The organism is Paenibacillus sp. LT-B23, from assembly GCF_059417685.1.
In genome coordinates this window covers 376,027-402,491 of the sequence record NZ_JBSQBM010000003.1, presented here as the reverse complement: position 1 = coordinate 402,491, position 26,465 = coordinate 376,027, and the positions used below count along the sequence as shown (strand labels likewise).

The 26,465-nt window shown below is 47.2% G+C and carries 24 protein-coding genes and 1 other annotated feature; of the genes, 6 read left to right on the top strand and 18 right to left on the bottom strand.

Annotated features, from left to right (window positions below; all coding sequences use genetic code 11):
• Positions 1-38: 38 nt before the first annotated feature.
• The gene (gene rsgA, locus ACWXW9_RS06750; RefSeq protein ID WP_494928786.1) at positions 39-1,136 is read right to left on the bottom strand and encodes a ribosome small subunit-dependent GTPase A; all 1,098 of its coding nucleotides are present in this window, start codon (positions 1,134-1,136) and stop codon (positions 39-41) included.
• Positions 1,137-1,585: 449 nt separating this feature from the next.
• Positions 1,586-2,182 carry a DUF2087 domain-containing protein gene (locus ACWXW9_RS06745; RefSeq protein ID WP_494928785.1) on the bottom strand — a complete coding sequence of 199 codons (597 nt, stop codon included), beginning with the start codon at positions 2,180-2,182 and terminating at the stop codon, positions 1,586-1,588.
• A 321-nt stretch (positions 2,183-2,503) separates the two neighbouring features.
• Here ACWXW9_RS06745 and ACWXW9_RS06740 point away from each other — a divergent pair, with 321 nt between their 5' ends.
• From ACWXW9_RS06740 to ACWXW9_RS06730, 3 genes are all read left to right on the top strand, one after another.
• Positions 2,504-3,475, top strand: a complete 972-nt coding sequence (locus ACWXW9_RS06740) for a YpdA family putative bacillithiol disulfide reductase (protein ID WP_494928784.1) — start codon at positions 2,504-2,506, stop codon at positions 3,473-3,475.
• Positions 3,476-3,497: 22 nt separating this feature from the next.
• On the top strand, positions 3,498-3,941 hold the full coding sequence (locus tag ACWXW9_RS06735; RefSeq protein WP_494928783.1) for a DUF441 domain-containing protein: 444 nt from the start codon (positions 3,498-3,500) through the stop codon (positions 3,939-3,941).
• Between the two features lie 201 nt (positions 3,942-4,142).
• Complete coding sequence (locus ACWXW9_RS06730) at positions 4,143-4,655, top strand: hypothetical protein (protein WP_044644800.1); 513 nt, start codon at positions 4,143-4,145, stop codon at positions 4,653-4,655.
• Positions 4,656-4,789: 134 nt separating this feature from the next.
• On the opposite strand, the gene ACWXW9_RS06725 is transcribed toward ACWXW9_RS06730, so the two are convergent.
• A complete protein-coding gene (locus tag ACWXW9_RS06725; RefSeq protein ID WP_014281172.1) occupies positions 4,790-5,092 on the bottom strand; it encodes a HesB/YadR/YfhF family protein in 303 nt (100 codons plus the stop codon).
• A 590-nt stretch (positions 5,093-5,682) separates the two neighbouring features.
• Between ACWXW9_RS06725 and ACWXW9_RS06720 the strand changes: the two genes are divergently transcribed.
• Together ACWXW9_RS06720 and ACWXW9_RS06715 are read left to right on the top strand one after the other, a co-directional pair.
• Positions 5,683-7,440, top strand: a complete 1,758-nt coding sequence (locus ACWXW9_RS06720) for an ABC transporter ATP-binding protein (RefSeq protein ID WP_283655685.1) — start codon at positions 5,683-5,685, stop codon at positions 7,438-7,440.
• Positions 7,440-9,632: an ABC transporter ATP-binding protein gene (locus ACWXW9_RS06715; RefSeq protein WP_494928782.1), complete on the top strand. Its 2,193-nt coding sequence runs from the start codon at positions 7,440-7,442 to the stop codon at positions 9,630-9,632. The genes ACWXW9_RS06720 and ACWXW9_RS06715 overlap by 1 nt, the downstream gene beginning before the upstream one ends.
• Positions 9,633-9,741: 109 nt before the next feature.
• On the opposite strand, the gene ACWXW9_RS06710 is transcribed toward ACWXW9_RS06715, so the two are convergent.
• The 3 genes from ACWXW9_RS06710 to ACWXW9_RS06700 form a co-directional block, all read right to left on the bottom strand.
• Positions 9,742-10,710: an S-layer homology domain-containing protein gene (locus ACWXW9_RS06710; protein ID WP_494928781.1), complete on the bottom strand. Its 969-nt coding sequence runs from the start codon at positions 10,708-10,710 to the stop codon at positions 9,742-9,744.
• A gap of 204 nt (positions 10,711-10,914) precedes the next feature.
• The gene (argS, locus tag ACWXW9_RS06705; protein ID WP_494928780.1) at positions 10,915-12,639 is read right to left on the bottom strand and encodes an arginine--tRNA ligase; all 1,725 of its coding nucleotides are present in this window, start codon (positions 12,637-12,639) and stop codon (positions 10,915-10,917) included.
• 61 nt (positions 12,640-12,700) lie between these two features.
• Positions 12,701-12,955: a binding site (T-box leader), on the bottom strand.
• Between the two features lie 78 nt (positions 12,956-13,033).
• Positions 13,034-13,363 (bottom strand): four-helix bundle copper-binding protein, encoded by a 330-nt coding sequence (locus ACWXW9_RS06700; RefSeq protein ID WP_494928779.1) that lies wholly within the window; start codon positions 13,361-13,363, stop codon positions 13,034-13,036.
• A gap of 263 nt (positions 13,364-13,626) precedes the next feature.
• On the opposite strand from ACWXW9_RS06700, the gene ACWXW9_RS06695 reads away from it, so the two are divergent.
• Complete coding sequence (locus ACWXW9_RS06695) at positions 13,627-14,142, top strand: MogA/MoaB family molybdenum cofactor biosynthesis protein (protein ID WP_494928778.1); 516 nt, start codon at positions 13,627-13,629, stop codon at positions 14,140-14,142.
• Between the two features lie 70 nt (positions 14,143-14,212).
• Here ACWXW9_RS06695 and ACWXW9_RS06690 read toward each other — a convergent pair whose 3' ends face one another.
• The 12 genes from ACWXW9_RS06690 to rny all read right to left on the bottom strand — a co-directional run bounded on the left by ACWXW9_RS06690 (position 14,213) and on the right by rny (position 26,132).
• Positions 14,213-15,676, bottom strand: a complete 1,464-nt coding sequence (locus ACWXW9_RS06690; protein WP_044644931.1) for a nicotinate phosphoribosyltransferase — start codon at positions 15,674-15,676, stop codon at positions 14,213-14,215.
• A gap of 116 nt (positions 15,677-15,792) precedes the next feature.
• Positions 15,793-16,359 carry a cysteine hydrolase family protein gene (locus ACWXW9_RS06685; protein ID WP_494928777.1) on the bottom strand — a complete coding sequence of 189 codons (567 nt, stop codon included), beginning with the start codon at positions 16,357-16,359 and terminating at the stop codon, positions 15,793-15,795.
• A gap of 67 nt (positions 16,360-16,426) precedes the next feature.
• Positions 16,427-17,215 (bottom strand): NUDIX domain-containing protein, encoded by a 789-nt coding sequence (locus ACWXW9_RS06680; RefSeq protein ID WP_494928814.1) that lies wholly within the window; start codon positions 17,213-17,215, stop codon positions 16,427-16,429.
• A gap of 65 nt (positions 17,216-17,280) precedes the next feature.
• Positions 17,281-17,703 (bottom strand): PaaI family thioesterase, encoded by a 423-nt coding sequence (locus tag ACWXW9_RS06675; RefSeq protein WP_025685013.1) that lies wholly within the window; start codon positions 17,701-17,703, stop codon positions 17,281-17,283.
• Positions 17,704-17,825: 122 nt separating this feature from the next.
• Positions 17,826-18,278: a YlbF/YmcA family competence regulator gene (locus tag ACWXW9_RS06670; RefSeq protein WP_134910034.1), complete on the bottom strand. Its 453-nt coding sequence runs from the start codon at positions 18,276-18,278 to the stop codon at positions 17,826-17,828.
• Positions 18,279-18,361: 83 nt separating this feature from the next.
• The gene (miaB, locus tag ACWXW9_RS06665; protein ID WP_494928776.1) at positions 18,362-19,915 is read right to left on the bottom strand and encodes a tRNA (N6-isopentenyl adenosine(37)-C2)-methylthiotransferase MiaB; all 1,554 of its coding nucleotides are present in this window, start codon (positions 19,913-19,915) and stop codon (positions 18,362-18,364) included.
• 295 nt (positions 19,916-20,210) lie between these two features.
• A complete protein-coding gene (gene pduL / locus ACWXW9_RS06660) occupies positions 20,211-20,783 on the bottom strand; it encodes a phosphate propanoyltransferase (RefSeq protein WP_013309962.1) in 573 nt (190 codons plus the stop codon).
• Between the two features lie 112 nt (positions 20,784-20,895).
• A complete protein-coding gene (locus tag ACWXW9_RS06655) occupies positions 20,896-21,999 on the bottom strand; it encodes a low temperature requirement protein A (protein ID WP_494928775.1) in 1,104 nt (367 codons plus the stop codon).
• Between the two features lie 189 nt (positions 22,000-22,188).
• Positions 22,189-23,202 carry a dipeptidase gene (locus ACWXW9_RS06650; protein WP_494928774.1) on the bottom strand — a complete coding sequence of 338 codons (1,014 nt, stop codon included), beginning with the start codon at positions 23,200-23,202 and terminating at the stop codon, positions 22,189-22,191.
• Between the two features lie 124 nt (positions 23,203-23,326).
• The gene (locus ACWXW9_RS06645; RefSeq protein ID WP_007430104.1) at positions 23,327-23,587 is read right to left on the bottom strand and encodes a stage V sporulation protein S; all 261 of its coding nucleotides are present in this window, start codon (positions 23,585-23,587) and stop codon (positions 23,327-23,329) included.
• 130 nt (positions 23,588-23,717) lie between these two features.
• On the bottom strand, positions 23,718-24,512 hold the full coding sequence (locus tag ACWXW9_RS06640; RefSeq protein ID WP_137062778.1) for a TIGR00282 family metallophosphoesterase: 795 nt from the start codon (positions 24,510-24,512) through the stop codon (positions 23,718-23,720).
• Between the two features lie 75 nt (positions 24,513-24,587).
• Positions 24,588-26,132, bottom strand: coding sequence for a ribonuclease Y (rny, locus tag ACWXW9_RS06635; RefSeq protein WP_014281153.1), 1,545 nt, complete (start codon positions 26,130-26,132; stop codon positions 24,588-24,590).
• Positions 26,133-26,465 lie beyond the last annotated feature (333 nt).

Here is a 26,465-nt window from a genome sequence, read left to right as displayed (position 1 = left end):
GATTCTCTTGTGATTTTTACAAATAACCTTTCTTCATCTCACCACTCCACATCACGTCTCCAGCCACTTCGATTACCGCCTCGGCTCTGATTTGTGCTTGAACGTTGATCCTTTTTCCGCCGATCTGCTTCTTTACGTGCCTGATACTCCAGCTCCCGCTGCATTTTGCGATAGTTGTTCACTCTGGATTCAGATAGCTCACCACGTTGCACAGCTTCCTCTACCGCACATCCCGCTTCTCCCTGATGCTTGCAGTCTGCAAAACGGCAATTTTGTGCCATTTCAGTAATATCCGCGAAGGTATTGGCGACCCCGGTGGAATCATCCCACAGATTCAGTTCACGCATTCCCGGCGTATCCAGCAGAACGGCTTGCTTCAATATGGGGAACAACTGTCGGTGGGTTGTCGTATGACGCCCTCGACTGTCCTCTTCCCTCACATCCTGTGTAAGCTGAACTTCGGCCCCGGACAGCCAGTTCACAATCGTTGATTTTCCGCTGCCGGATGAGCCTGTTAAGGCAACTGTACGCCCGGGTTGAAGAAACGCCTCCAGTTGCTCTCTCCCTTCGTTCTGCAAGGCAGAAATAACGATGACTGGCACACCGGGGGCCACCCCCTCCGCTTCGGCCACCCGCTCTTCCACATCGAGACAAAGATCGCTTTTGCTCAACACAACGACCGGATCGACTCCGCTGTTCCACGCCATAATTAAATACCGCTCCAGCCTGCGCACATTAAAATCGTGATTCAGCGCATTGACGAGAAAGAGCGTATCTACATTTGTCGCAATCAATTGCTCCTTCGTCTCAAAGCCCGCAGCCTGCCGGGATATCCGACTTTTACGTGGCAGCACGGCATGAATGACTGCATCCGAGACTCCATCTGGCACGGTGACAGCCACCCAATCCCCCACAGCCGGCATTTCCGCCGGATCTACGATAGCATGTCTCAGCTTGCCGGAAGCAGCTCCCCAGCGTTCTCCATCCATAGTCATAAGCTTTACTTTTTGACCGTAATCGGCAATCAGACGGGCAGGGCGTACCTGTGTATTTTCTGCTCGTTCTTCAAAGCTTTGTTTCCATTGATCCCAAAAGCCGTTCCAGTAATCAGACCAGCCGTATTCATGTATACTCATTGTTTTCCTCCTGTGAATCATCGTTTATTGCTGATGTTAAAAAGTTGATACTTTTTTTATTTTCGTGTTTCTCGGTGCTTGTAAATGTTCTCTCCCGCGAGCAAAAAACGCAAAAAATCCGCAAGGAAACCCCTGCGGAGGGTGTATAATTAAGGCCAAGGCTATCCCAAGACCCTAATCATAAAAAAATCCGCAGGGAATCGCTCCCCGCGGATTTCATCGGTTCTAGTGCTCAACCGAATGCCATGTAAAAACTATACTTATTTCATATAGTCTTCAACTATGCATCATCCGTGCGGGAGACAACGTCATACTGCTGCTGAACCAATCCATTCATGTTCGTACGCATATAACATCGCCTCCTCCTAAAATTTTCTTAATCATACAAGGTCCACAATTCGTCTGTCAAGTCTGCCGCAAACCTTTTTTTAAATCTTTTCAAGTTTCTTTTAGCGCACTTGATCCCAACGCGTCCACATCTCACGTGGATTCAATTCATACATTTCACGTTCCCTGTACATAAACTGATGCATAATCAGCTCACGCCGAATTGTCGCAAAATCCTCATGATACTGCTTAATCCACTCGTTTAGATCACGTTCAGGATACACGCGGCCCGGCTCCAGCTTTTCTGCCAGCATTTGAAGCACGATCAGCTTTTTCTTGTATTGCGAGGGAATTTGACGCAGCTTGCCGTCCTTGGAAAAAAAATTACGCAAGACTGTCGCTTCCAGCGTTTCATTAACCTCTGACATTTCTTCCTCCCCTTCTCCTTTTTCAAAAATAAACCGCACTGTCGCCTCGGCATGCTGCCTGATCAGTTCAGGATTTAGTGTGAAATATACCGTATTCTTATCACGCCGCTCCTTGATTAACCCGGCCTCACGAAGCTTGGAAGCATGATGCGTGACAGTCGGTTGGGATAAATTCAGTTTTTCCGCTAACGCCTGACCATGCATCTCTCCACGTGACAAGAGCAGCAATATACGCATACGCGTAGGATCAGCAAGCGCTTTATGATAGTTGACCATTTTATCCAGTTGCATCGTTAACGCCTCTTTTCATCACTAACTACTCTCCGTATACTTTGCGTGAAAAATTAAATTCTACACATAACAATAGATATACATCTAATTATATGATTGTTAAAAATAGTTGTCAATCGTATCATTCTTTTACTTCTTTCTGAAAACGGCTGGATATTGTGTACGCATTGCGGTAGGATGATATTACTTGACTTTTGTGCAGAGATTGCATATATTCAATTGTTTCGCCTTTTCAAATTTTTATGAATTAGCGCTTTGAAACGTCTACCATACTACTGCAAAACAGGCGCAACAGACCAATATAACGGGAGGTTCATCGAGATGCACGACGTAGTTATTATCGGAGGCGGGCCTTGCGGGCTGTCCGCTGCAATCGAATGCAGCCGCAGAGGCTTGCAAACTGTCATTATCGAAAAAAGCAACATTGTTCACTCTATTTTTCTGTACCCGACGAACATGCAGTTTTTCAGCACGGCTGAACTGCTGGAAATTGGCGATGTTCCGTTCAGTACGCCTAATGACAAGCCTTACCGTCATGAAGCACTGGCGTATTACCGCAAGGTAGCTGCACATTATAACCTGAACATCCGTCATTATGAGGAAGCAAAAACGATCACACGACAGGATGATGCTACATTTACTGTACATACGGTGAGCAAGCAGGGAATAGCCAAAACGTATTCGTCACGCTATGTCGTCGTGGCTACAGGATATTTTGATCATCCGAACTATTTGGGCATTCCCGGGGAACAATTAGATAAAGTTACTCATTATTTCAGTGAAGCCCATCCCTATACCGGCACGCGGGTCGCAATCATCGGCGGCAGCAATTCTGCGGTGGATGCAGCGATGGAACTCGTACGTGTCGGGGCTACCATTGACATGGTGTATCGCCGAACCGAACTGTCTGAATACATTAAGCCGTGGGTTCGCCCACTGTTCGACAGTATGGTGCAAAAAGGAAAAATTACGCTCCATCTGGGCGCGCGCATCACTGAAATTCATCCGGATTATGTATTGGTCACCCCGTTGGAGGCAGAAGCTTTCCGGCTCGAAAATGATTTTGTACTGGCACTGACCGGGTTTCACCCGGAACGGAAGCTGTTGGAGTCTGTAGGTGTCCACATGGCTGAGGGTCTGGACAAACCGGAATATGATCCTTCCACGATGGAGACCAATATACCGGGTATATATGTGGCGGGTGTCATCGCTTCTGGCAGCAATGCCAATGAGGTGTTCATTGAAACAGGCCGCTGGCACGGTCGCCAAATCGCTGAACATATTCAAAGCTAAATGAACTAAGGAGAACACATATATGGATTACAGTTCACTCATCCTGCTGGTACTGGCTGGTCTTGGAATTGTCAGCGGCAACTCCACCGTCACCATTGCCATGGTCGTACTACTGCTACTTCGGGTAACCCATTTTCATACTGCTTTCCCCTGGCTTGAAAAGTATGGATTGACGATCGGGATCATCATTCTAACCATTGGTGTGATGACCCCACTGGCCAGCGGTAAAATCAGCATTAGCCAGGTGATGGAGTCCTTCCTTCACTGGAAGTCGCTGCTCGCTATTGCTATTGGCATCCTGGTAGCCTACCTTGGCGGCCGCGGAGTAACCCTGATGTCTGGACAGCCCATCATAGTGACGGGTTTGCTTATCGGAACTGTGATGGGTGTGGCCTTCTTCAAAGGCGTTCCTGTAGGACCGCTCATCGCCGCCGGGCTGCTATCGCTGTTAATCGGACGCACCTAGACTTCCCCGCTTGTCCTTCGTCTGGCGCTGGCAGATGCTGTCCATAAAAAAACGTATTTGACCAGCGTCAGACATAAAATTGAAAAGGCAGTCAATGCAAAAGACGAATGAACCTGAGCAATCTGCATGACGGGCTGAATTCAGTCCCGCTTTGTGTTATACTCTTATCGCATAATTTGGTAAATGCAGGAGGCTTGACCGATGTCCCGACAATTTGTAACGGAAGCTGTAATGGTTGCCATATATGGCCAACTGCTTACAACTCCCGCCCCTGTGGAATATATAGTGCCTTACACGTCGCTGCTGGAGCTATACGAATTTCAGGATAGCACGGAACCGCTCATGGATAATCCTGCGGACGATCAGCATGTGAAGCGAAAGGTAAGCGAACTGATCAGCTATTTTGAGGAACCTTTAAATCAGAAAAAAATCCGGCGTGCGCTTCAGATGCCCTGGGCCAAAAGCTTGCCTATCCTGTTCGACGCTAACACCACACTGATCGTCATTAATGCCGTCGATACTGCGCATTACGGAGAATATTTTGATCCAATCGAGACTGAACTGGTGCTAACAGCCCAGCGTGAAGAATTACCCATTTTGACAGATCAACTGGACTGGATTCATCGCATTATTGAAGCTTCCGTACCTGTACATGTGTACGACATTGACGATTTTGATTTTGCGGTGGATGGTCCGATGCTTAACAACCCTTAACATGCAGCACACGCGCCCCAAGGACAACAAAACGGCGGAGTATCACACACAGGTTAATCCCCTGTAATGCGATACTCCGCCGCTTTTTCATGTCCCTAAACGGTTATCTGCAAGCTATTTCTAACGTTAGAGCATTAAGACTGCTCTTCCTCGGCATACGTGTAAATAATGTCGTCATGTTCCTCCAGATACTTTACTTCCAGATGATGACCCTTCAAGTACCAGTAATCCTGGTCTTCCATATAAAACGTAATGCCAGCCGCTTCATGTTGTAGTACGGGGTGCTGCGGAGGTTCTACGGCAATTCCCAGAGAGAAGCCTGGATGTAACCCACCGCCAGAACTATAGCGGGCAAAAAAACGGATGGTATCTCCACGGTTCAGACCAAGCTCCTTGATGTACCACTGTGCCGCTGGTTCAGTTACCTGTATGCTCATGCGTTATGCTCATCTCCTTGTACAATTACGTCCTGTTAACTATATCATAGTATTCTTTAGATTGACCACCAACCGCCCCTTACTCAAGTGAAAATATCCAGCAAGCGATATACATTTTTTTGAAAAAGGTTTGACAATTCGCAAAAGACGGTGTTAAGATTCAACCATACGAGATCCATTTTGAAATTAATTACCAATTTGAACGATTACTCATGTTCAGAATGAATCCAATTCGAAGAAGAAAGGAGTGTTACCGGTGCTAAACATTCATCTCGCCTTTTACCCAACTCTACAAACACAACAACTTCATACCGGAGCATCTCCCTTGACGCATCCTTCGGAATTGGGCCATTCACGTTGTATGGTTTAATACGAGTGGCTGCCTGCGTTTGAGCAGTTTTTCAGTGGTGAGTGTGCTGAAAATACCTGCGCGCCATATGATATTGAGATTTAAGGCATATCGTCTGCGGACGGTATGCCTTTTTTGCGCCTGTTACCGGATTGAAGCTAGTGGTAGCAAGCCGTTATTGTTTATTCAAAATGGTACAACAACTCTCGCATGAGCTTTTCATGAAAGGATGGGATTCCTCTTGTTTTCGGTACTCAAAAATTTAAGCTGGTTTTTTAAAAGAGAACGAAGCCGGTACTCGATTGGGCTGTTTTTGCTGATAGCCGTTGGCGTGCTGGAGCTTGCTCCGCCTCGGCTGCTAGGTAGCGCTATTGATGAGATCGTACGCGGTTCAATTTCATGGTCCTCGCTCTGGCATTATATTTTTTATATTTTAGGCATTCTTGCCGTCATCTACTACATTACGTACATATGGATGCACAAGCTGTTTGGTGGTGCCAATCTGGTGGAGCGCCTGTTGCGCACACGCTTTATGAACCATCTGCTGCGGATGACACCTCCATTTTTTGAACGCAATCGTACTGGTGACCTGATGGCTCGTGCTACGAACGACCTTCGCTCCGTCGCTAGTACTGCGGGCTTTGGCATGCTGACGCTAACTGACTCTACAGTTTACCTCAGCGTCGTGCTGGTCGCCATGGGCACCCTGATTAGCTGGAAGCTGACGCTGGCGGCAGTTCTGCCCCTTCCTTTTATCGCGCTGGCAATGAGCATTTACGGTAAAGCCGTTCACGAGCGTTACACGCTGGCACAGGATGCATTTGGCGATATGAACGACCAAGTGCTGGAATCCGTGGCAGGTATCCGGGTCATTCGCGCCTATGTACAGGAACGAATGGATGAAAAACGGTTCGCCGATATTACCGATGACGTATTTCGCAAAAATCTGGCGGTCGCCCGAATGGACGCTCTCTTCGAACCGACGATCCGCTTATGCGTAGGACTTAGCTATGTGATCGGACTTGGCTATGGTATTTATCTGGTATTTCATAACGATATCACGCTGGGTGAGCTGGTATCCTTTAACATGTATCTGGGGATGATGATTTGGCCGATGTTTGCCATTGGCGAGCTGATCAACATTATGCAGCGAGGTAGCGCTTCCCTCGATCGGGTGAACGAAACTCTCCATGTGGAGCCGGATGTACAAGATGCAGCTCAGCCTGTAACGGTTAACCATCCCGAGTCCATTACGATGAAAGATGTTACCTTCCGCTATCCAACCTCATCTGTTGACAATCTGTTACATGTGAATTTGGAGCTGAAACGTGGAGAAACGCTGGGTGTCGTCGGCCGAACAGGCAGCGGGAAATCCACCTTGCTCAAACAGCTACTGCATGAATACCCGACAGGTAGCGGTGACATTTTAATCTCTGGCACTCGGCTGGAGGACATTGCTGTTGAACAACTGCACAGCTGGATCGGCTACGTGCCACAGGAGCAAATTCTGTTCTCCAAATCAGTGCGTGAGAACATTCAGTTCGGTAAACCGCGTGCAGATGATGACGACATCATGGAAGCAATTCGTACCGCAGCCTTCGATCAGGATTTAGGCACCTTGTCCGATGGACTGGATACACTCGTCGGAGAAAAAGGCATTGCCCTGTCCGGCGGCCAGAAGCAACGTGTTTCGCTGGCACGCGCCTTTATCGGCGATCCGGATATTCTGGTGCTAGACGATGCGCTGTCCGCGGTTGATGCTCGAACAGAAGCACGTATTATTGATAATATCCGGCGTAAACGCTCGGGTAAAACAACTCTGATCTCCACTCACCGTCTCTCGGCTGTAGAACATGCAGACCGGATCGTCGTGCTGGAGCAAGGACGCATTATTGAGGAAGGAACCCACAACGAGCTGCTTCAGACGGACGGATGGTACCGTCAACAGTATGAACGGCAGCAAGTGGAATCTGTTCTGACCTCAGGGGAGGTATCCTAATGAAACCCAATATCGGCAAAAGGCTATTCCAGTATGCCCTGACGAGCAAAGCGGGCTTTATCGCCGCACTCATCGCGTTGGCTATCGGGGTAGCAGCTGAGCTGGCCGGACCCTTCATCGCCAAAACGATGATCGACGACCATATGCTCGCTATTGAAAAACCATTTTATGAGACAACTAGTGTGGACGGCACCGTAAGTTATGCCGGAACCCATTTTAAGCGTGAAGACCGCTTTGAGGCCGGGGAGCCCAAAGGGCGTGAAGCAAGGATTTTACAAGTTGGAAAATCCTTCGTATTTATTGATGGTTCGGTGCAGGTGGCTGACGGTAACCGCTCCTTTGCAAACGGCACGCTGACGGTGACACGCGGCTCCGACACCTTTCGCTATGATGCCAAGGCTTTGACAGCCGATGAGCTGTATAGCTTTTACAAGCCGGAAATGCCCGGTATCTTTCAACTGATTGGCTGGTATTGCTTCTTTCTGGTCATTTCGATCTTTGCTGAATTTGGCAAAACCTACTGGCTGCAATCCTCGGCCAACAAGGTCATTCAAAAACTTCGGCTTGACCTCTATGCACACATTCAACGGTTGCCAGTTTACTTTTTTGACAATCTGCCCGCAGGCAAGGTCGTATCCCGTGTTACGAATGACACAGAAGCGGTAAAAGATTTATTCGTGGCCGTACTGTCGAACTTCACTTCAGGTATTGTCACGATGGCCGGTGTATATGTCGCACTCTTTTTGCTGGACTTCAGACTGGGTCTGATCTCTCTGTTCATTGTACCACTACTGATCTTGTGGATTGTACTGTATCGCAAAGTCGCCACCCGCTTTAATACGATCATTCGGTCCCGACTCAGTGAGATTAATGCAATTATCAACGAATCTATTCAAGGGATGTCCATTATACGCGTGTTCCGGCACCAGAAACAAACGCAACAAGAGTTTGAAGAACTGAACGATGATTATATGAAGCATCAGAATAAAATGCTGAATTTGAACGCCTTCACTTCACACAATCTGGTCAATGTGCTGAGAAATCTTGCCTTTGCCGTCGTGTTGTGGTATTTCGGAGCCGAGGCGCTTGGCACGACTGGCAGTGCTGTATCACTAGGCGTATTATACGCCTTCGTCGATGTACTGGGACGACTGTTCCAACCGATGACTGGTATGGTCAACCAGCTTGCGGTGCTGGATACTTCAATCGTATCCTCGGGACGGGTATTTGAACTGATGGATGAAACCGGAGAACAGGTAACAGACGGCACGATGCCGCGTTACAAAGGTCTGGTGGAGTTCGACGACGTAACCTTTGCCTACAAAAAGGATGCTGTACTTAAACATATTTCCTTTACTGCACATCCTGGCCAAACGGTTGCTCTCGTCGGACATACCGGATCCGGAAAAAGCTCGATTATTAACCTGCTGTTCCGGTTTTATGATCCGCAAAAAGGAACGATCACCATTGACGGAACCTCTGTCAAGGACATTCCGAAGCAGTGGCTACGCCATCATATGGGAATCGTTCTTCAAGATCCATATTTGTTTACAGGTACAGTAGCCTCCAATGTCAGTCTGGGAGATAGCCGGATTACCAGAGAACAGGTGAACAAAGCACTGTGTGATGTTGGGGCTGATAAACTGCTGGCCCACTTGCCACAAGGCTTTGACGAGCCAGTGATCGAAAAAGGAAGTACTTTATCAGCCGGGCAGCGTCAGCTCATTTCCTTCGCCCGCGCGTTGGCCTTTGATCCGGCGATTCTGATTCTCGATGAAGCTACTGCCAATATTGACACTGAAACCGAGGCGCTTATCCAATCTGCGCTGGAGGTGCTCAAGAAAGGGCGTACTACCTTCATCATTGCTCACCGTTTGTCGACCATCCGCAGTGCGGACCAAATTCTGGTGCTGCATCGGGGTGAGATTGTCGAACGCGGTAACCATGACGAACTCATGGCTCAGGGCGGTCGTTACTTCCAGATGTATCAGCTCCAGTCAGGAACAGCGGGAACAGATACAAATGCATCCTCTACTGCATCGTCGGAACAGGAAACTTTGCTTGCAGAGCAAACTGTTGTAGCAGCAGGAGCTGCGACTTCTGGAAAAGCCGATACCCGAGCAGGTACCAGCTCCTTGCAGAAACCGGGCACAGGTCAAAACGGACCTGGCTTGGCTGGAGGAAGCGCATAAAGCAAGCCCACAAAGCATGCATAAAAAACAGCAAGTCTCCGGATACATACAATGGAGGCTTGCTGTTTTGCTTTTTCTAAATATATGTTTCGTGTGTAGGCTACAAGTATTATTGGGCTACCGAGGTGCCTGATCCTGTAGGAGGAAAAACGGTTCCCTCTACCGCCTTAATCGTAACTTTATACTTGCTGTCCACCAGTGTACTGGTGTGGGTATCCGTAATGACCTGGATATTCATTTCCCCCGGCTTTGGACTTGTCAACTTGTAGTAAATCACTGCATTGGCGTCATCTACATAGTCGATATGATCCACTTCAATGCCGTAACCGGGATTGGGTGCCTGGAACCGGGTTAATATTACCTTATTCTGTTGGTCATTCACCTTCTCTACACTCATACTAATACCATTTTGCTGGCCCGGATCTGAAGGCTCAGCCGGATTTTCTGGAGTAGGTTCAATCGGTTTATGATTTTGCACAAATTCGGATGCATTATAGACCATCTCTGCCGCCTCCATTCGGGTTACTTTACGTTCCGGATTAAAGTTGCTCTTTTCATTTAATTTTGCAATTTTGGTCAACAGCAGGAACTGAACCGCTTCGCTTGAATCTTGGTCCAGCTTCTTGCCATCCGCCACATTAATGTACATGCGGACTGTTGGATATTCTCCGGTTGCACTAACCGCTTTGTACAGTATATTCGCGAATTGTTCTCTTGTCATCTGCGTGCTTGGATCAATATCCGGTGACAAAGGAATTTGGTGTTGAGCCGCAATCCGGTAAGACTTGGCATACCATGCCGAAGACGGAATATTTGCGAAGGAACCCGTCGTGAAATCCGGCATAATCTGAAGATTCATCGCATTAACGACCATATGCACCCCTTGTGCATACGTAAGTGATTGATCAGGCGCAAACTTATCCTTCGTGATGCCCTGAATAATCCCTTTGTTCTGAAGCGAACTTACAATCTTCTCCTGCTCCGTTCCTTTTATATCACGAAATGCAGAAGCTGACGTAGCCACTGCCAACGAACAGATCACGAGCAAAGCAGCTGTCACGCTTTTGTTTTTTTTCATGAAATGCACCTCCATATTTACTATGTTTCTTCTATACTTATCGACGCAATACTATCAACAAATGTTTCAGATACTCCAAAATTGATTGTAAAAAAGCTTACGATACTTACAGTTAGTGTAACCCGATTAACTCTTTTCTGCTCACGTCCTAGGCTACATTCTAAGGATACTCACTTTGCGGGCATTCTTCCTCAGGCCATTTGGCTACATTCGATAGGGTGCTTTCAGACCAAGAAGTTGCAGCGTATGTGCCAAAATATCAGCGGTTTGTTCCGCCAACTGAATGCGCCACGGCCCACCATCGACAATCCGTTCCTTGGCGTAAAAGCGGTTGAACGCCTGCGCCGTATCCAGCGCAAACCTCGCAATAACCGAAGGTTCCAGTTGCCGAGCCGCACGTTCCAGTTGTCCCTGATAACGAACCAGTTGCTTAAGCAGTGCCCAGCCTGCATCCCCCAGCATTTCATCCGATGCATCGGTGAAATCAGATACTGGATGTTCCCCCGCGGGAACATCTATACTTGAACCAGCCACCATACCAGTGCCAGCATGAGCTTTTTCCAAAAGACTGCGTATACGTGCATGTGTGTATTGTACATAAGGACCTGTCTCACCTTCAAAGGTTAACGCGTCTTCCAGTGAGAAATCCACTTCGTTCAGGCGGTTATTTTTTAAGTCGCCAAAAATGATCGCCCCGATGCCGACATCCTCGGCTATTTCCTGTTGATCCTGTAAATCGGGATTCTTCTGAGTGATGATAGATCGAGCACGGGCTACTGCTTCATCCAGTACCTCCTCCAGCTTCACGACTTTGCCGCGTCTTGTGGACATTTTTTTACCTGCAAAACGCATCAGACCAAACGGCACATGCTCACACTGCTCCGCCCACGTCTCCCCTGCACGCTTTAGTACCGCAAACACTTGCCGGAAATGCAACTGCTGCTCTCCACCTACCACATATAGCAAACGATCAGCTTTCATGACCTCATGACGGTAGATCGCTGTAGCCAAATCACGTGTCGGGTAGATGGTAGTCCCATCCTTTTTCAAAATCAGACAAGGCGGCAGTCCTTCATCCTCCAGACGCACCACAAGCGCACCTTCACTTTCTTCCAGCAAACCTTTCGTCCTTAATTGAGCAACAATCGCCTGCATTTTATCATTGTAAAAACTCTCTCCCAGCACATGGTCGAATGTAATGTTCAGACGCTGATACATGCGATCAAATTCACGCAGGCTGACTTCAACAAAAAACTCCCACAGCCGCTGAGCCTCGGTATCTCCATGCTCCAGACGGCGGAACCATTCTCGACCTTCGTCCTCCAAAGACGGGTCATGCTCGACTTCCTCATGAAAACGCACGTACAGTTTCAGCGATTCCCCAATCGGATCCTGCTGTAGCTGCTCCTCATTCCCCCATCTTTTATAAGCCGCAATTTGCTTACCAAACTGTGTTCCCCAATCCCCCAGATGATTCACACTAACCGGAACATACCCCGTTTCCCCGAGAATGCGGTACAGTGCAGCGCCGATGACAGTAGAACGAAGATGGCCGATACCAAACGGTTTAGCAATATTGGGTGAAGACATATCAATCACTACCCGCTGTCCGTGTCCGAGAACTGGCTTGAAAAATTCGGGTTTGTTTAATTCAGCCAGCATCAGTGGAATATGAACGGAACGCCCCAGTGTTATATTGACATAGGCTCCTGATGCCGAAGCAGTCAGTCCTTCCTTACGGGTTATGGCCTCCGCCAGTTCCAACGCAATTTGCTGCGGAGCCTTCCTAAACTTTTTAGCCAGCATAAAACAGGGAAACGCTACATCCCCCCATTCCGGTTGTGGCGGTACCTCCAATAAAGAGGAAATCTCCTTTTCCTCCAAGCCCGTATGGGCAGAAATAACCTGAGTAGCGATCGATAACAGCATGGCTTTCTCTCCTTTTTTTCATTAGAATCTAACAAAAAAAAGCTCCCGCCTCTTGAATTATTCAAGAGACGAGAACTTCAATATCCCCGCGGTACCACTCTTCGTAAATCGGATTGTGCAATGAACTATGCAAAATCGCCGATTTCACTCCAATGACAAATAACGGTGTCTGCCGGGCTGAACTACTAACGGAACTCCGTGTTGGAACAACCGTCTCCCGGGTGCGCTTCACGTTGGGCCTCATACCGGCTTCCACCTTTTCCGGCTCGCTGTAATGATATGGCTCCCCTGCTACTCTCCCGTTCCAAGACGTTAATTCCCATCATTATACAAACCCATCCTGTAGAAAGCAATGTTTTATTTTCTGTTCAGGCGCTGACTCGATTATATGTAATTACACAGCCACCATTTGGCTGCATGCCTGAACACAGCGACGGCAGGCTTCTGCACATTGCTTGCAATGCTCATGGGCGTGCTTATCGCATTCAGCAGCACATACTTCACAGGCTTTGGCACACAGCTCACAAATTTGCTCGGCAAATTCCGTTCCGCGTTCCAGCATTTGAACGGCAAACCCGCATATTTCTGCGCATTCCCGACTCACTCGAATACACTCGCGCAGCATAGCCAAATCATATTCCTTCAAGCTCGCCACATAACTGACGTTGCAAGCGTTCATACATTCCAGGCAAGCATCCACGCATTGTTGGTATGAATGTTTCATAATACATTACCTCCCTGTTGTTGACCCTGCTGTATTATTACCCGCCGACAATTGAGATTAATCAACCGTTGTTCACGCTTTCATCAATGACTAAACAAAAAATCCCGACTTATGTAAGGAAGTGTACTATATTCCAACCCATCCGTGCAAGGGAATAAATCACACCGCTTCCTCGTGTCCACTACTGACTTGCACACCCGCAATCATTCCTCTATTGTAAAAAAAGAGTATGTCTAACCATAGATCGAGGAGTGAGCATTGCAATGAATATATCTTCTGTAGAGGAGCATCGACTGGAGGCCCCGCAGCAGGTTAGCTGCATGGTTGTAACCGTCTCCGACACCCGTACCATAGAAACAGATACCGGAGGACGCCTACTGATGGATTTGCTGGAAACGAACGGCTATCAGGTAGTCCGATATGTTATCGTCAAAGACGACTATGACGGCATCCGGCAGCTCGTATCCGAAGCCGCTGAACGCGATGACATTGAGGCCGTACTTTTGACAGGCGGCACCGGTATTTCCCCGCGTGATACCACATATGAAGCCGTATCCTCTCTGCTGGATAAGGAACTGCCCGGATTCGGGGAAATCTTCCGTTATTTAGGATTTGCCGAGGATATTGGTTCTGCAGCGATATTGAGTCGTGCTGTAGCTGGCACTGTCGGCCGGACAGCCGTATTTTCTATGCCAGGCTCACGTGGAGCCGTCCGTTTGGCGATGGAGCGCATTATTATACCTGAGCTGCGGCATGTCATGAGGGAAATTTACAAATAACACACAGATTTTCCTCTTACGCTCTGAAACACAAAGAGGCACCCCATTATTTGCAGGGTGCCTCTTAAAACTATTCCTTTTCTTCCACTTCTGGCTGCATATAGCTGTCGATCAGCTTTTGTTTCAGCCCCCATACCTTTTCACTGAGATTTACACGGTAAATTTCAGGGTTCATTTTCCGCAAATATTCCGGCCAGAACAGTTGCAGCTGGGAAGTATGGTATGCGCGAATTTCATCCAGCCCGGGAAGTTCATACACTTTCTGCCCATTTACGAAAATAGGCTCCAGCATCGGAACTGCCTCGTAATTTTCCACATACTTCTTCATGTACGGATGCAACGGGTTAAAGAGTTTCAGCCGCTTTCCATTGCGCGGACGGTCTTCGTCCGGAAAAGATATATAATCGGCAACAGCTCTCCCTTTCTTCTTATCTATAATACGATATACATCCTTCTTGCCCGGTGTGGATACCTTTTCCGGATTGCCCGAAATTTTAATCGTCGGCAGCATTTCGCCTTCTACTTCCCGTTCGACCAGCTTGTACACCCCGCCCAATGAAGGTTGATCCGAAGCTGTAATGAGCTGTGTCCCCACACCCCATACATCGATACGCGCGCCTTGGGCCTTTAAGTTGAAAATTGTATTTTCATCCAAATCATTGGAGGCTACAATTTGTACGTAATCCAGCCCTTCGGCATCCAGCATTTCCCGAGCCTGAATGGATAAATAAGCCAAGTCACCACTATCCAGCCGGATCGAATTCATCCGTTTACCCTGACTCTCCAGCATCTTCGCTGTCCGAATCGCATGGGGAACGCCACTCTCCAGCGTATCAAAGGTATCCACCAGCAGTGTGACCTGATCCGGTAAAACCTTCGCATACACGTCAAAAGCCTCCTGCTCGCTCATAAAGGTCTGCACCCAGGAATGAGCATGTGTTCCCTTGGTCGGAATACCAAAGTGCTCACCTGCCAGCATATTAGAAGTTGCGTCAAAGCCCGCTACATAAGCTGCCCGTGCTCCCCAAATCGCCGCATCTGCTTCCTGCGCCCGCCGTGTGCCAAATTCCAGCAGCGTATCTCCGCTAGCAACCTGCTTGATGCGCGACGCCTTCGTCGCAATCAGCGTTTGGTAGTTCATAAAATTCAACAACGCTGTCTCAACCAGTTGTGTTTCCATAATCGTTCCTTCGACGCGTACCAGAGGCTCATTCGGAAAAACAAGCGCCCCTTCTTTCATCGAATGAACGGTTCCGCCAAACCTAAACTGGCGCAATGCCTCCAGAAACATGGGATCATACTTCTCCTCTTGCTCTGAGAGGTAACGGATATCCTCTTCTGTAAAGCGCAGATTTGCAATATAATTCACAATGCGTTCTAGACCTGCGAACACCGCATATCCGTTGCCAAAAGGCAGCTTGCGAAAATATGCCTCAAACACAGCTTTGCGCTGGTGGCTTCCGTTCACCCAGTGGGCGTACATCATATTAATTTGATATTTATCTGTATGTAATGCGAGGCTCGTTGACTGCATTGTAATCATCCTCTCTGACTGTCCCCGGTTTTGCAGCGGCGTACCGCCTTGTCCATCCGTCACCAATATCCGACTCCATTCTGTTATCGGATATTGGTGCACAATCGTTAAGTTATTTACTTCTTCTGGCGTAAAATCGTATCCTCAGCTGGCCATACGTCGGCTCCGAGACTGCCCTGAAAATGACCCAAAGCCCAATCATGTCCGGCCTGATTAAAGCTCGCCACAGCGTCCTTGTATACCGTAATCGCAAAACCTTTGTTATAAGCGTCTACAGCCGTATGCAGTACACATATATCCGTACACACACCGATCAAATGAACTTCCGTAATACCACGTTCACGCAACCTGAGTTCCAGATCCGTGCCAGCGAAGGCGCTGTATCGTGTTTTATCCATCCAATAAATGGAATCACTCTGTGTAGCATAGAGGTTATGGAGCTTGCCATACAAATCTCGTCCCCCGGTTCCACGAATATTATGTGGAGGAAACAGCTTGCTTTCCGGGTGATAAACATCATTTTCCTCATGCAGGTCCACTGCCATTACGACAAAGTCCCCCTGATCCACATACGCCTGCGTAATGGCTGCCATCCGTTCATCCAGCTCTATTGCCGGTTGTCCAACAGGCAGACTGCCGTCCACAAAATCATTCGTGTAATCAATAACAATCAATGCCTTCATCGCTCAGTCAGCTCCTTCATCCTCAAGTTGGGGAGTGTGCGTTCTTTACGTGACCTACTACAATACATTAGGTGTAGATAGACAACCGCGGCACTCTGTCACTAAAACGATAAAGCTGTGCCGGTCTCTGTGAATACTGATTGGAGCTGAGCGGTTTGCCGTTCTCGTCCCGTACCTCTTCCAATATTCCTTGTCTGCTGCGAGTCGATGTTATTTTGCGAATAAAGTTCGGCTCTTCGAAATCCGGTACGACACTTTGAATGACCTGATACAGCTCGCCCAATGTAAAATGCAGAGGCAAAAACTGCTTGGCTATCGTCGTTTGGAGCATTTGCAACTGGATCTTCCAGTAGGCATCCACAATAATGTCCCGGTGGTCAAACGCCAGCTCTAATTCCTCCAGCGCTTCACGGATCGTGAACAGCCCAACCTCGGAAGCATCATCCGCCGCTTGCCGCTGCTCCAGCATCCATTCCTCTACCAGTGCAAAAAACGCATGCGATATGATCCACCCGCGCGGATCACGCCCAGGTCCACTATACACACCTAGGTACTCCAGATGACCGCCGTCCACGCCAGTTTCCTCTAGCAGCTCGCGCTTGGCAGCTCCGTAAATGGATTCATCTTCCTGACAAAAGCCCCCAGGCAACGCCCAACGTCCGGCAAACGGCCAACTACGACGCTTGATAAGCATTACCTTCAGCTCACGGATCGGCAACGTCTTTGTCACCGTCTTGCGCTCCCGCTTGGTTAAGGTGAACATGACGATATCTGCCGGAGCACCATCCGGGGTGCGATATTTCTTAATGTTATACGACGCCTTCTGCGTCTCTTCATTTATACGTTCGTTATCCATTGGCATCACCACATTATATCGTTTTGATAAATTCATTATGACATAATAAAAAGTTTTGTCAAGCGTCAGGCCTTATCCAAATGATCTGGTTGTTTACGCAATACCCGGAATGTCGCCGTAGCCATGCAGCCGAGCGTTCCTTCACTATCCTTCACTTCCGCCTCCGTCGTTATGGTACGCCCCCCTTGATGGAGAATTCGTGCCTTAACCTCCAATCGTCCTTGTTTCATTGCTGACAAAAAATGAACGTTCAGATTTGTCGTCACACATAATTCCATATTGCGTGAAACCATACTAACCATCCCCATCGCCTGATCCATCAATGTTGTGAGTACGCCACCGTGAACAATACCCACCACGTTGGTATGTTGTGGCCCAGCCTGTAAAGCGATATGTACCTCTTTTGCATCAGCTTCAATCAATTCACAGCCCAAATACTCCCAAAATGTATTTACTTCACCCTCTACCAAACTACGCAAAATATCCATTCCCTAGCCTTCATCCTTTCTATGATGTCCTATTTACTCTTGAAGTCTGATACAGTACATATGATTACAAGTTGCTCCTGAAAAAAAGGCGTGGAGGCTGAGCCTCCACACCATACATCATTCTAGTCACTGCAATTGGAGGAAGAAGTACTTTTTCCCTCTTCTACATTCACCTTTTCGGCAACTGTATCACGAATTGCCATGATAACCATTTGCAGCAGCTCATTAATTTCTACCTGGCTTTGTTGAAACTCCGTTACAATCGGAATACCGTCAAGCTCTTCTTGAAGCTCCTGAAGCTCGGCCTCTATTTTGGCAATCATGGTTTGATTCTTCAAGGATTCGAAGGCCACAATTTCCTTTTGCTTTTTCTTCATCGCTGCAATCAGATGCTGGATGCGCTCATGATCGCGGATTTTATCTTCTGCTTTCCGAAATACCTGCACTTCCTCACTGTTGCCCAAAATACCCGCCAACTCTTGGGCTTTCGCCAATATCATATCGCGATTGACCAAATGATCATGCTGGCGCGCCGCCGGTTGATGCTCTGACTGTTGCAACCGCTCCTCTGTCACTGTCCATCGCTCCTTTTCTCACTTATACAGTCGTACATGCAATTCATATTTGATCCACATGCAAACCTTGCTGTGCTATTTTGTTAACCGTTGACCGCCACGGCAGTTTGAACCAAATCACCTTTGATGTAAAAGGTCATAGGCTCCGTAATTTTCACCTGCACAAAGGTACCGATCAAATCCTTGGAGCCTTCAAAATGCACCAGCTTATTGGATCGGGTCCGGCCGGCAAGCACCTCGCTGTTATTTTTGCTCTCGCCTTCTACCAGCACCTCAACCACCTCGCCACGCAATCTACCATTAAAGCGGAGGCTGTTTTCGTTCACTACATTGTTCAGACGCTGGAGACGCTCTTTTTTGACCGACATAGGAACATTATCTTCCATGGACGCGGCTGGCGTACCTTCCCGTGGCGAATAAATAAAGGTGTAGGCAAAGTCGTAACCGACCTCGCGCACGAGAGAAACGGTATCTTCAAACTGTTCGTCCGTTTCGCCTGGAAAACCTACGATAATATCCGTTGTCAGCGAAGCATGCGGAACTGCAGCTTTGATCTTCGCCGCCAGCTCCAGAACGCGCTCACGTGTATATTTTCGGTTCATTTTCTTCAATATATCCGTATTGCCGGATTGAACAGGCAAATGGATATGCTCCACCAAATTGCCGCCCTTACCGAGCACTTCAACCAAGTGGTCATCAAAATCACGCGGATGTGATGTTGTAAAACGTACACGCGGGATATCAATCTTACGCATATCGTCCATCAGATCCCCGAATCTGTAATTCATATCCTTCAAATCCTTACCATAGGCATTGACGTTCTGACCCAGCAAGGTAATTTCCTTAAAGCCCTGGCGTGCCAAATCCCATACCTCAGCAATGACATCCTCGGGCCGACGGCTTCTTTCCTTACCGCGTGTGAAGGGAACAATGCAATAGGTGCAAAATTTATCACAGCCGTACATAATATTTACCCAAGCCCGCATACCCTCGCGCTTCTTCGGCAGGTTTTCGATAATGTCGCCTTCCTTGGACCACACCTCGACCACCATTTCTTTGCTGAAGAGTGCTTCCTTGACGAGCTGCGGCAAGCGGTGAATATTATGGGTACCAAAAATCATGTCGACAAAACCGTGCTTTTGCAAAATCCGGTTGACGACACTTTCTTCCTGCGACATGCATCCACACACGCCAAGCAGCATACCTGGCTTCTCTGTTTTGAGATGCTTGAGGTGACCCAGCTCACCAAATACTTTGTCCTCCGCATTTTCACGGATCGCACATGTATTCAGCAAGATGATGTCCGCTTCCTTACGATCCTCTGTCGCCTGATAACCCATTTGCTCCAGCAATCCTTTAATCGTTTCGGAATCATGCTCGTTCATCTGGCAACCGAATGTGTACACGATGTAATGCTTTCCCTCGCCGATATGCTTCAGCTCATCCGGAACTGCATTATCGTACAATACCTGTACATCCTCTTTACCGCGTTGCTTTTCTTTTCTATGATTCGGCTCCGCCATAATATTGATCTCACGTCCGCGAATGCGGATCTTCTTGCTGTGCTCATCCTGAGAAATGATCTTTGCATCCGAGAAATCAAAATATTTGGAGTAATCTTTCGTTTCCTTGGCCATTCCTTTGGTCACTCCTTACACCATCTATTTCACGCCAATTACGCTTTTACCGTATCTTAGCATATGGATAAATCTCTTTTAAGCCCGTAAAAACTCCTTTGAAAAAGGCATTACACTAAATTATAGCATGATTTATAAGCCATCGCCATATATCCCCGTGAACGCCAATTGGTTACGCAGTGAATCTAATGTCCATAATTTTATAAGTAACCATTTTGAGAATCCTTAGTATGTAAAAAAGCCCGACTCTTTAGCAAGAATCGGACCCTTAGCCTTTCGGCATTATATACGTATATTAGTCTACGATTTCAGCGTTGTCACCGTTTTTCACACCGGCTCCGTTCGCTTCATCTGTATCAATGTGCATATCCAAAGCAAAAGAATCGGACACACGCGCAAGAACATTTTCAAATACAAGACCACGTTCGCCGCCGACACGTACTTTCAGCAACTGCTTGTCCTTAATGTCCCATTTCGCTGCATCAGATGTATGGAAATGAATATGACGGGCAGCTACGATTACACCCTCTTGCAGTTCCACTTCTCCGGCTGGTCCTTTTACTGTGATTCCTGGTGTACCGTCAATGCTGCCAGATTCGCGTACAGGCGCTTTTACACCAATAGCAAAGGAATCTGTGCGAGAGATTTCAAGCTGGGAAGCCGGACGAGCGGGTCCCAAAATACGAACCTTATCAAATTGGCCCTTAGAACCAATTACAGCTACCGTTTCATTTGCGGCAAATTGTCCTGGTTGGGACAATGGTTTAAATTCAGTCAGTTGATAGCCTGCTCCGAACAAAATTTCAATATGCTCTTGAGTCAGGTGAATATGGCGTGCGGAAACGCCGACAGGTACGATTTTACTCATCGTATGGTCACTCCTTTTTCTCTATACAATACTTTACACATCTATGCTATTATACTCCTACTTTGCCAAGAAAGAAAAGGAGAGCGGGACAAAGTTCCGTTTTCCGCCCTATTCAGCCTTTAATATCGTGAACTGTCATTTTAGCGAACAGGAGAAAGAACAGCATGATTTCAGCTACGATGAGATGAGAGGGAACAACAATAAATACATTAAGGACAAACAAGACACAGAGTATTCCTGTTAAGAAAAGAATGACTTTAGGACTTGGTTTAAGATGACTTAATCTGTACCGATGGAATACCAGCAGAACTGACAGAAAGTAAATAAATACAGAAGCAAAGGTAAAGCAAAGTGCAAAGATATAGGCGACCTGTCCCAAAAACAAGAGCTGTATCGAAGCTGCCAGCATGCTAAGTGAAAAATAAATAAACAAATGACCGTAAATAATGGTCTGCCCTGCTGTTTGTTTTGATTTATCTACCCGCTTCTCCATATTCTCAAAATATTGCCACCAGATTGCGATGACTAATACAAAAGCCAAGGCAGCAAATACAACGGAAGAGAGCGTAAAATGATCGGATTGTAAAACAGAAAGCATACTGATCACCGATTCGCCAAGCAGAATTAAAGTGAACTGTGCAAAGCGCTCTAATAGATGCTCGGTATGGATAGGTGTGATCACCAATTTTTTACGCCCCATCAAAGGCACAAGGATATCAACAGCAATACCAGCATATAAAATCAAATATCGAACCCAAGAGTCAAAAAAGAGGGACAAACTGGAGATGACGATTCCGATCCAAAAGTAGGTTCCGAAAAACCGAGCTGTTTCCTGTTTATGAGCCGTTTCTTTGGGTGCCGACAGTAAATATTGAACGACAGTCAAGCCCCTTAAACCAATATAGCCAACAAAAAAAGATACATAATACGCATCAAAATCTATATTAAGGCTGGCGGTCATGATTAACACGAAAAACAATTGGAGGATCATAAAGATTCGATGCGTTATACTGTCTTGACCAAATCGATTATTGTAGACAGTTTGTCCCACCCAAGCCCACCATATCGGAATAAAAATCAAAATAAACTTTTCCAGATGCTCCCAAGAAATACTACCATGCTCAACATGTAGTAAAACATGAGTGGCCTTGGAGACAGCGGCTACGAACAATAAGTCATAAAAGAGTTCAAGCCAGGTAACCTTTTTTATCAACATTATGTAATGGAGCTCCCCTCTGATATGGCAGTATAGCATGGTGACTCGTCAGGCTCGCTCCAACGTATGTCATATTTCGGCAAGCGTTATTTTAGCACCATGCCATTCTAGGATGCTCCAATTATTTCGTAATATATCTCGCTTTGTCAAGGGTGTGCGTAGCCAAAAATAACGGGTATAAATAGCTATTTAAGAAGACATTTTGGAAGGCAGATTCGTTTGCAAATATTCCAGCGCATGTCCTCCCATCCATCCCTTGACCAGCTCCTCAGGGTAATGCTTCAGCAGCAGTTCTGCAAAACCCGGATATTTCCCCGAGTGCTCCAGTCCCTGCACATGACGCTCGATACCGTCAAAATCAGAGCCAAACATCAAATGACGTTCGCCGCCTAGTGAACAAAGATGTTCAATGTGTGGTAGCAAATCCTCAGCGGTCACTGTACCCTGCTCTTTGAGAAACATCGTGACAAAAGTCAAGCCGATCCGTCCGTTACGCGCGATCAGCGCACGAATCTGTTCATCCCGAAGATTACGTGGATGAGGACATATCGCGAAGGAGTTAGAGTGCGAAGCAATCGGCGGCTGAGACGCCGCCTCCAGAACTTCCCAGAAGCCTTTTACGGACAAATGCGATACATCTAGCAGCAAGCCTAACTTATTACAGCGCTTGACCAACTCATGCCCCTTGCGCGTCAGGCCGCCGCCTCTTTGCTCCATAATGCCGTCAGCCGCCCAATTTGCATAATTCCACGTCAGCCCGATCAAACGGATTCCCAAGGCATAGCACAGTTCAGCATAAAACGGATTCCCTTCCAGCGCGTCCACTCCCTCCAGCGATAGCAGTGCCCAGAGTGATCCTTGAAGTTGTTGCATTCCATTGCCTTCCCGATGTCCCACTGATGTATCCTTACATTCTTCCAAGTCTTCCTTCCACAATAGCGGCTTCAACCCGCCAGATGGGGATATCATATGCTGTCTGAACAGTTCAACCTGACGAATTACATGCTCAAATCTTGGCGTACCCAACACCTGGGAAATATATATAGCGAATGTTTGCAACTGTACATGGCCTTCTAACAAACGCTCTCTTGTAACATCAAGCGACGGATGACTAAAATCCACCTGCGGATTGAGCTGCATCTTACATAACACATCACAATGCAAATCTGCAACCGACCATTTCGTGTGTAGTCTACTGTTCATGCATCCTACCTCCATTCATAGATTACAACGTGATAAGGCTATTTACAATCTATGTAATACAGGCGACTTCCATGCAAAAAAGCCCGTTTACACCATCGTAAACAGGCTCAACAACTAGCATTTATTATCTTGGCTCTACAATCAGCTTGATTGCAGTCCGGTCTTCTCCGTCAATAACAATATCCGTAAAAGCAGGAATACAAATCAAATCCACTCCGCTTGGTGCGACAAATCCCCGGGCAATGGCGACAGCTTTAATGGCTTGGTTCAGTGCACCCGCTCCAATCGCCTGCAATTCGGCATTTCCGCGTTCACGCAGTACCCCTGCGAGTGCGCCTGCAACTGAATTGGGATTGGATTTTGCTGATACTTTTAATACATCCATAGTAAGTACCTCCCCTGGGAATGATGATGGTTTGATTCCACTATTAGATGTTATTCGAGGATCAGCAAAAAATTCCTGCTTTTTGATGACAGTTTTCCTTATTCTTTCCTAAAGCAATTTCCAAAAAAGGTTAATCCATCCGCCATTCATCTTCTTTGAGTCTAATTTTCTGAATTTTACGCGCCATACCGTCGTTGTCATTCAGTTCTACGCTAACAGCGTGAAAATGCCATTTTCCGTTGTCCGGTTGAAAACGTACTGGAAGCTGAGTCTGAAATTTCTGCAACACGGCGTCTCTCTGCATGCCAAGTACTCCTTCATAGGGACCTACCATACCCACATCTGTCTGATACGCTGTTCCTTGTGGTAAAATCGTTTCATCGTTGCTCTGCACATGGGTGTGTGTACCAACCACAATTGAAGCACGGCCATCTAGATGCCAGCCCATAGCAATTTTTTCCGATGTCGCTTCGGCATGAAAATCAACCAGAATGTGCTTATGCTTCTTGCGCAATTCATCTACGATCTCATCTGCTGCACGGAACGGGCAATCGATGGGCGGCAGAAAGGTTCTGCCCTGCAAGTTAACGATCGCCAACTCCTTGCCTCCACCTTTCACCACGGTATAGCCTCGCCCCGGCGTTCCTGGAGGAAAGTTTGCCGGACGTATAATACGTGGCTCATCATCTATAAAATCAAATATATCCTTATTGTCCCAAGTATGATTACCCATTGTAATACCATGTACGCCCCAATCAAAAAATTCTCTGGCGATGGCTGGAGTAATGCCTCTTCCTGAAGCTGAATTTTCCCCATTCACGATAATGATATGCGGGTTGTATTTTGATTTTAGCGAAGGAAGATTTTCCCTTAATGCCTTTCTGCCTACACTACCGAAAATATCTCCAATAAATAATACGTTGATAGAAAACCCTCCCTAGTCTGCCTTACATAATGAAAAGTGGCCCTACACACAGCGGCCACTTTTCGTTAAATTACTTTATTTTGCGTATTCTACCGCCCGGGTCTCACGAATGACAGTAACCTTGATATGTCCCGGATAATCCAGTTCATTCTCAATCGTTTTCGTTATATCGCGAGCCAGTCGGAATGCTTCCGCATCATCAATTTTCTCTGGCTGCACCATGACGCGAACTTCGCGTCCAGCTTGAATGGCGTACGATTTTTCCACGCCTTCAAAAGATTCGGAAATGCGTTCCAGCTTCTCAAGACGACGGATGTACGTCTCCAGTGTTTCACGCCGCGCTCCCGGTCTTGCTGCCGAAAGGGCATCTGCCGCCCCAACCAGCATGGCAATCACCGAAGTCGCTTCGCAGTCGCCGTGATGTGAAGCAATACTGTTGATGACGACCGGGTGTTCCTTGTACTTCTTCGCCAGTTCCACGCCAATTTCAACGTGTGATCCTTCCACTTCGTGATCCAGCGCCTTCCCGATGTCATGCAGCAACCCTGCCCGTCTTGCCAGTGTAACGTCCTCGCCCAGTTCTCCGGCCATCAGACCTGTCAAGTATGCAACTTCCATCGAGTGCTTCAATACGTTCTGTCCGTAGCTTGTACGGAACTTGAGACGTCCCAGGATCTTGATTAAATCCGGATGCAGGCTATGCACACCCACCTCGAAGGTGGCTTGTTCGCCATATTCGCGGATTCGTTCATCCACTTCTTTACGGGATTTTTCCACCATTTCTTCAATACGAGCCGGATGTATCCGTCCGTCCGCTACGAGCTTCTCAAGCGCAGTACGCGCAATCTCTCTGCGAATCGGATCAAATCCGGACAAAATAACAGCTTCCGGCGTATCATCAATAATGAGGTCAATTCCCGTAAGGGTTTCAAGCGCACGGATATTACGGCCTTCACGTCCGATAATCCGGCCTTTCATTTCTTCATTCGGCAATGTAACCACGGAAACCGTCGTTTCCGCCACATGGTCCGCTGCACAGCGTTGGATGGCCAGTGTGATGATTTCACGAGACTTTTTGTCCGCTTCCTCTTTGGCCTGTTGTTCAATTTCCTTAATCATCTGAGCGGTTTCATGACGAACTTCCTGTTCTACGTTGGACAGAATAATACTTCTCGCATCTTCCGTCGTCAGATTGGAAATACGCTCCAGCTCAGTTACCTGACTCTTGTAAATCAAATCAATCTGCTGCTGGGTTTCATCGATTCGTTTCTCTTTGTTGGCCACTTGTTCTTCTTTACGTTCCAGCGATTCCAATTTTTTATCCAGCGACTCTTCTTTTTGCAGCAGTCTTCGTTCCTGCCGTTGAATTTCATTACGACGCTCACGAGTTTCCTTTTCAGCTTCGGCACGGATGCGGTGAATTTCATCTTTCGCTTCCAATACCGTTTCCTTCTTCAGCGCTTCTGCCTCTTTTTTCGCGTTCTCCACGATTTGCGCGGCAGCTTCTTCCGCACTGGAGATTTTAGCTTCTGCAATAGATTTGCGAATAAAATAACCAATCCCGAACCCAAAGAATAACGCGGCTACAGCAACGAGAACGAACCAGATCGCAGTCATCATCATACTGTTCACCTCCTCGTTGGTTCCTCCAAGGCATTCCTTGGGACTTTTTGCAATTGTCACATTAGCTTTGATCGTCAAACTAAGATAACAGCACGCGGCCGTTTCATTTCATATGCACATGCTTTCACATGTACAATTCCGCCTGGCATAGCGGCATCACTTGTTATTTGGCGATGAGAACGTACCCATGGACTCCGCTTTTTTGGAAGGAAAAAGGGTGTTCCACAAGCATCGTTTCATATATATTTTATTATTTGACAAATGGCATTGTCAAGGGAATGCAAACTTTAGTAGATTACCATGTGGCTTTCCATACGATAGCCAGCTCAT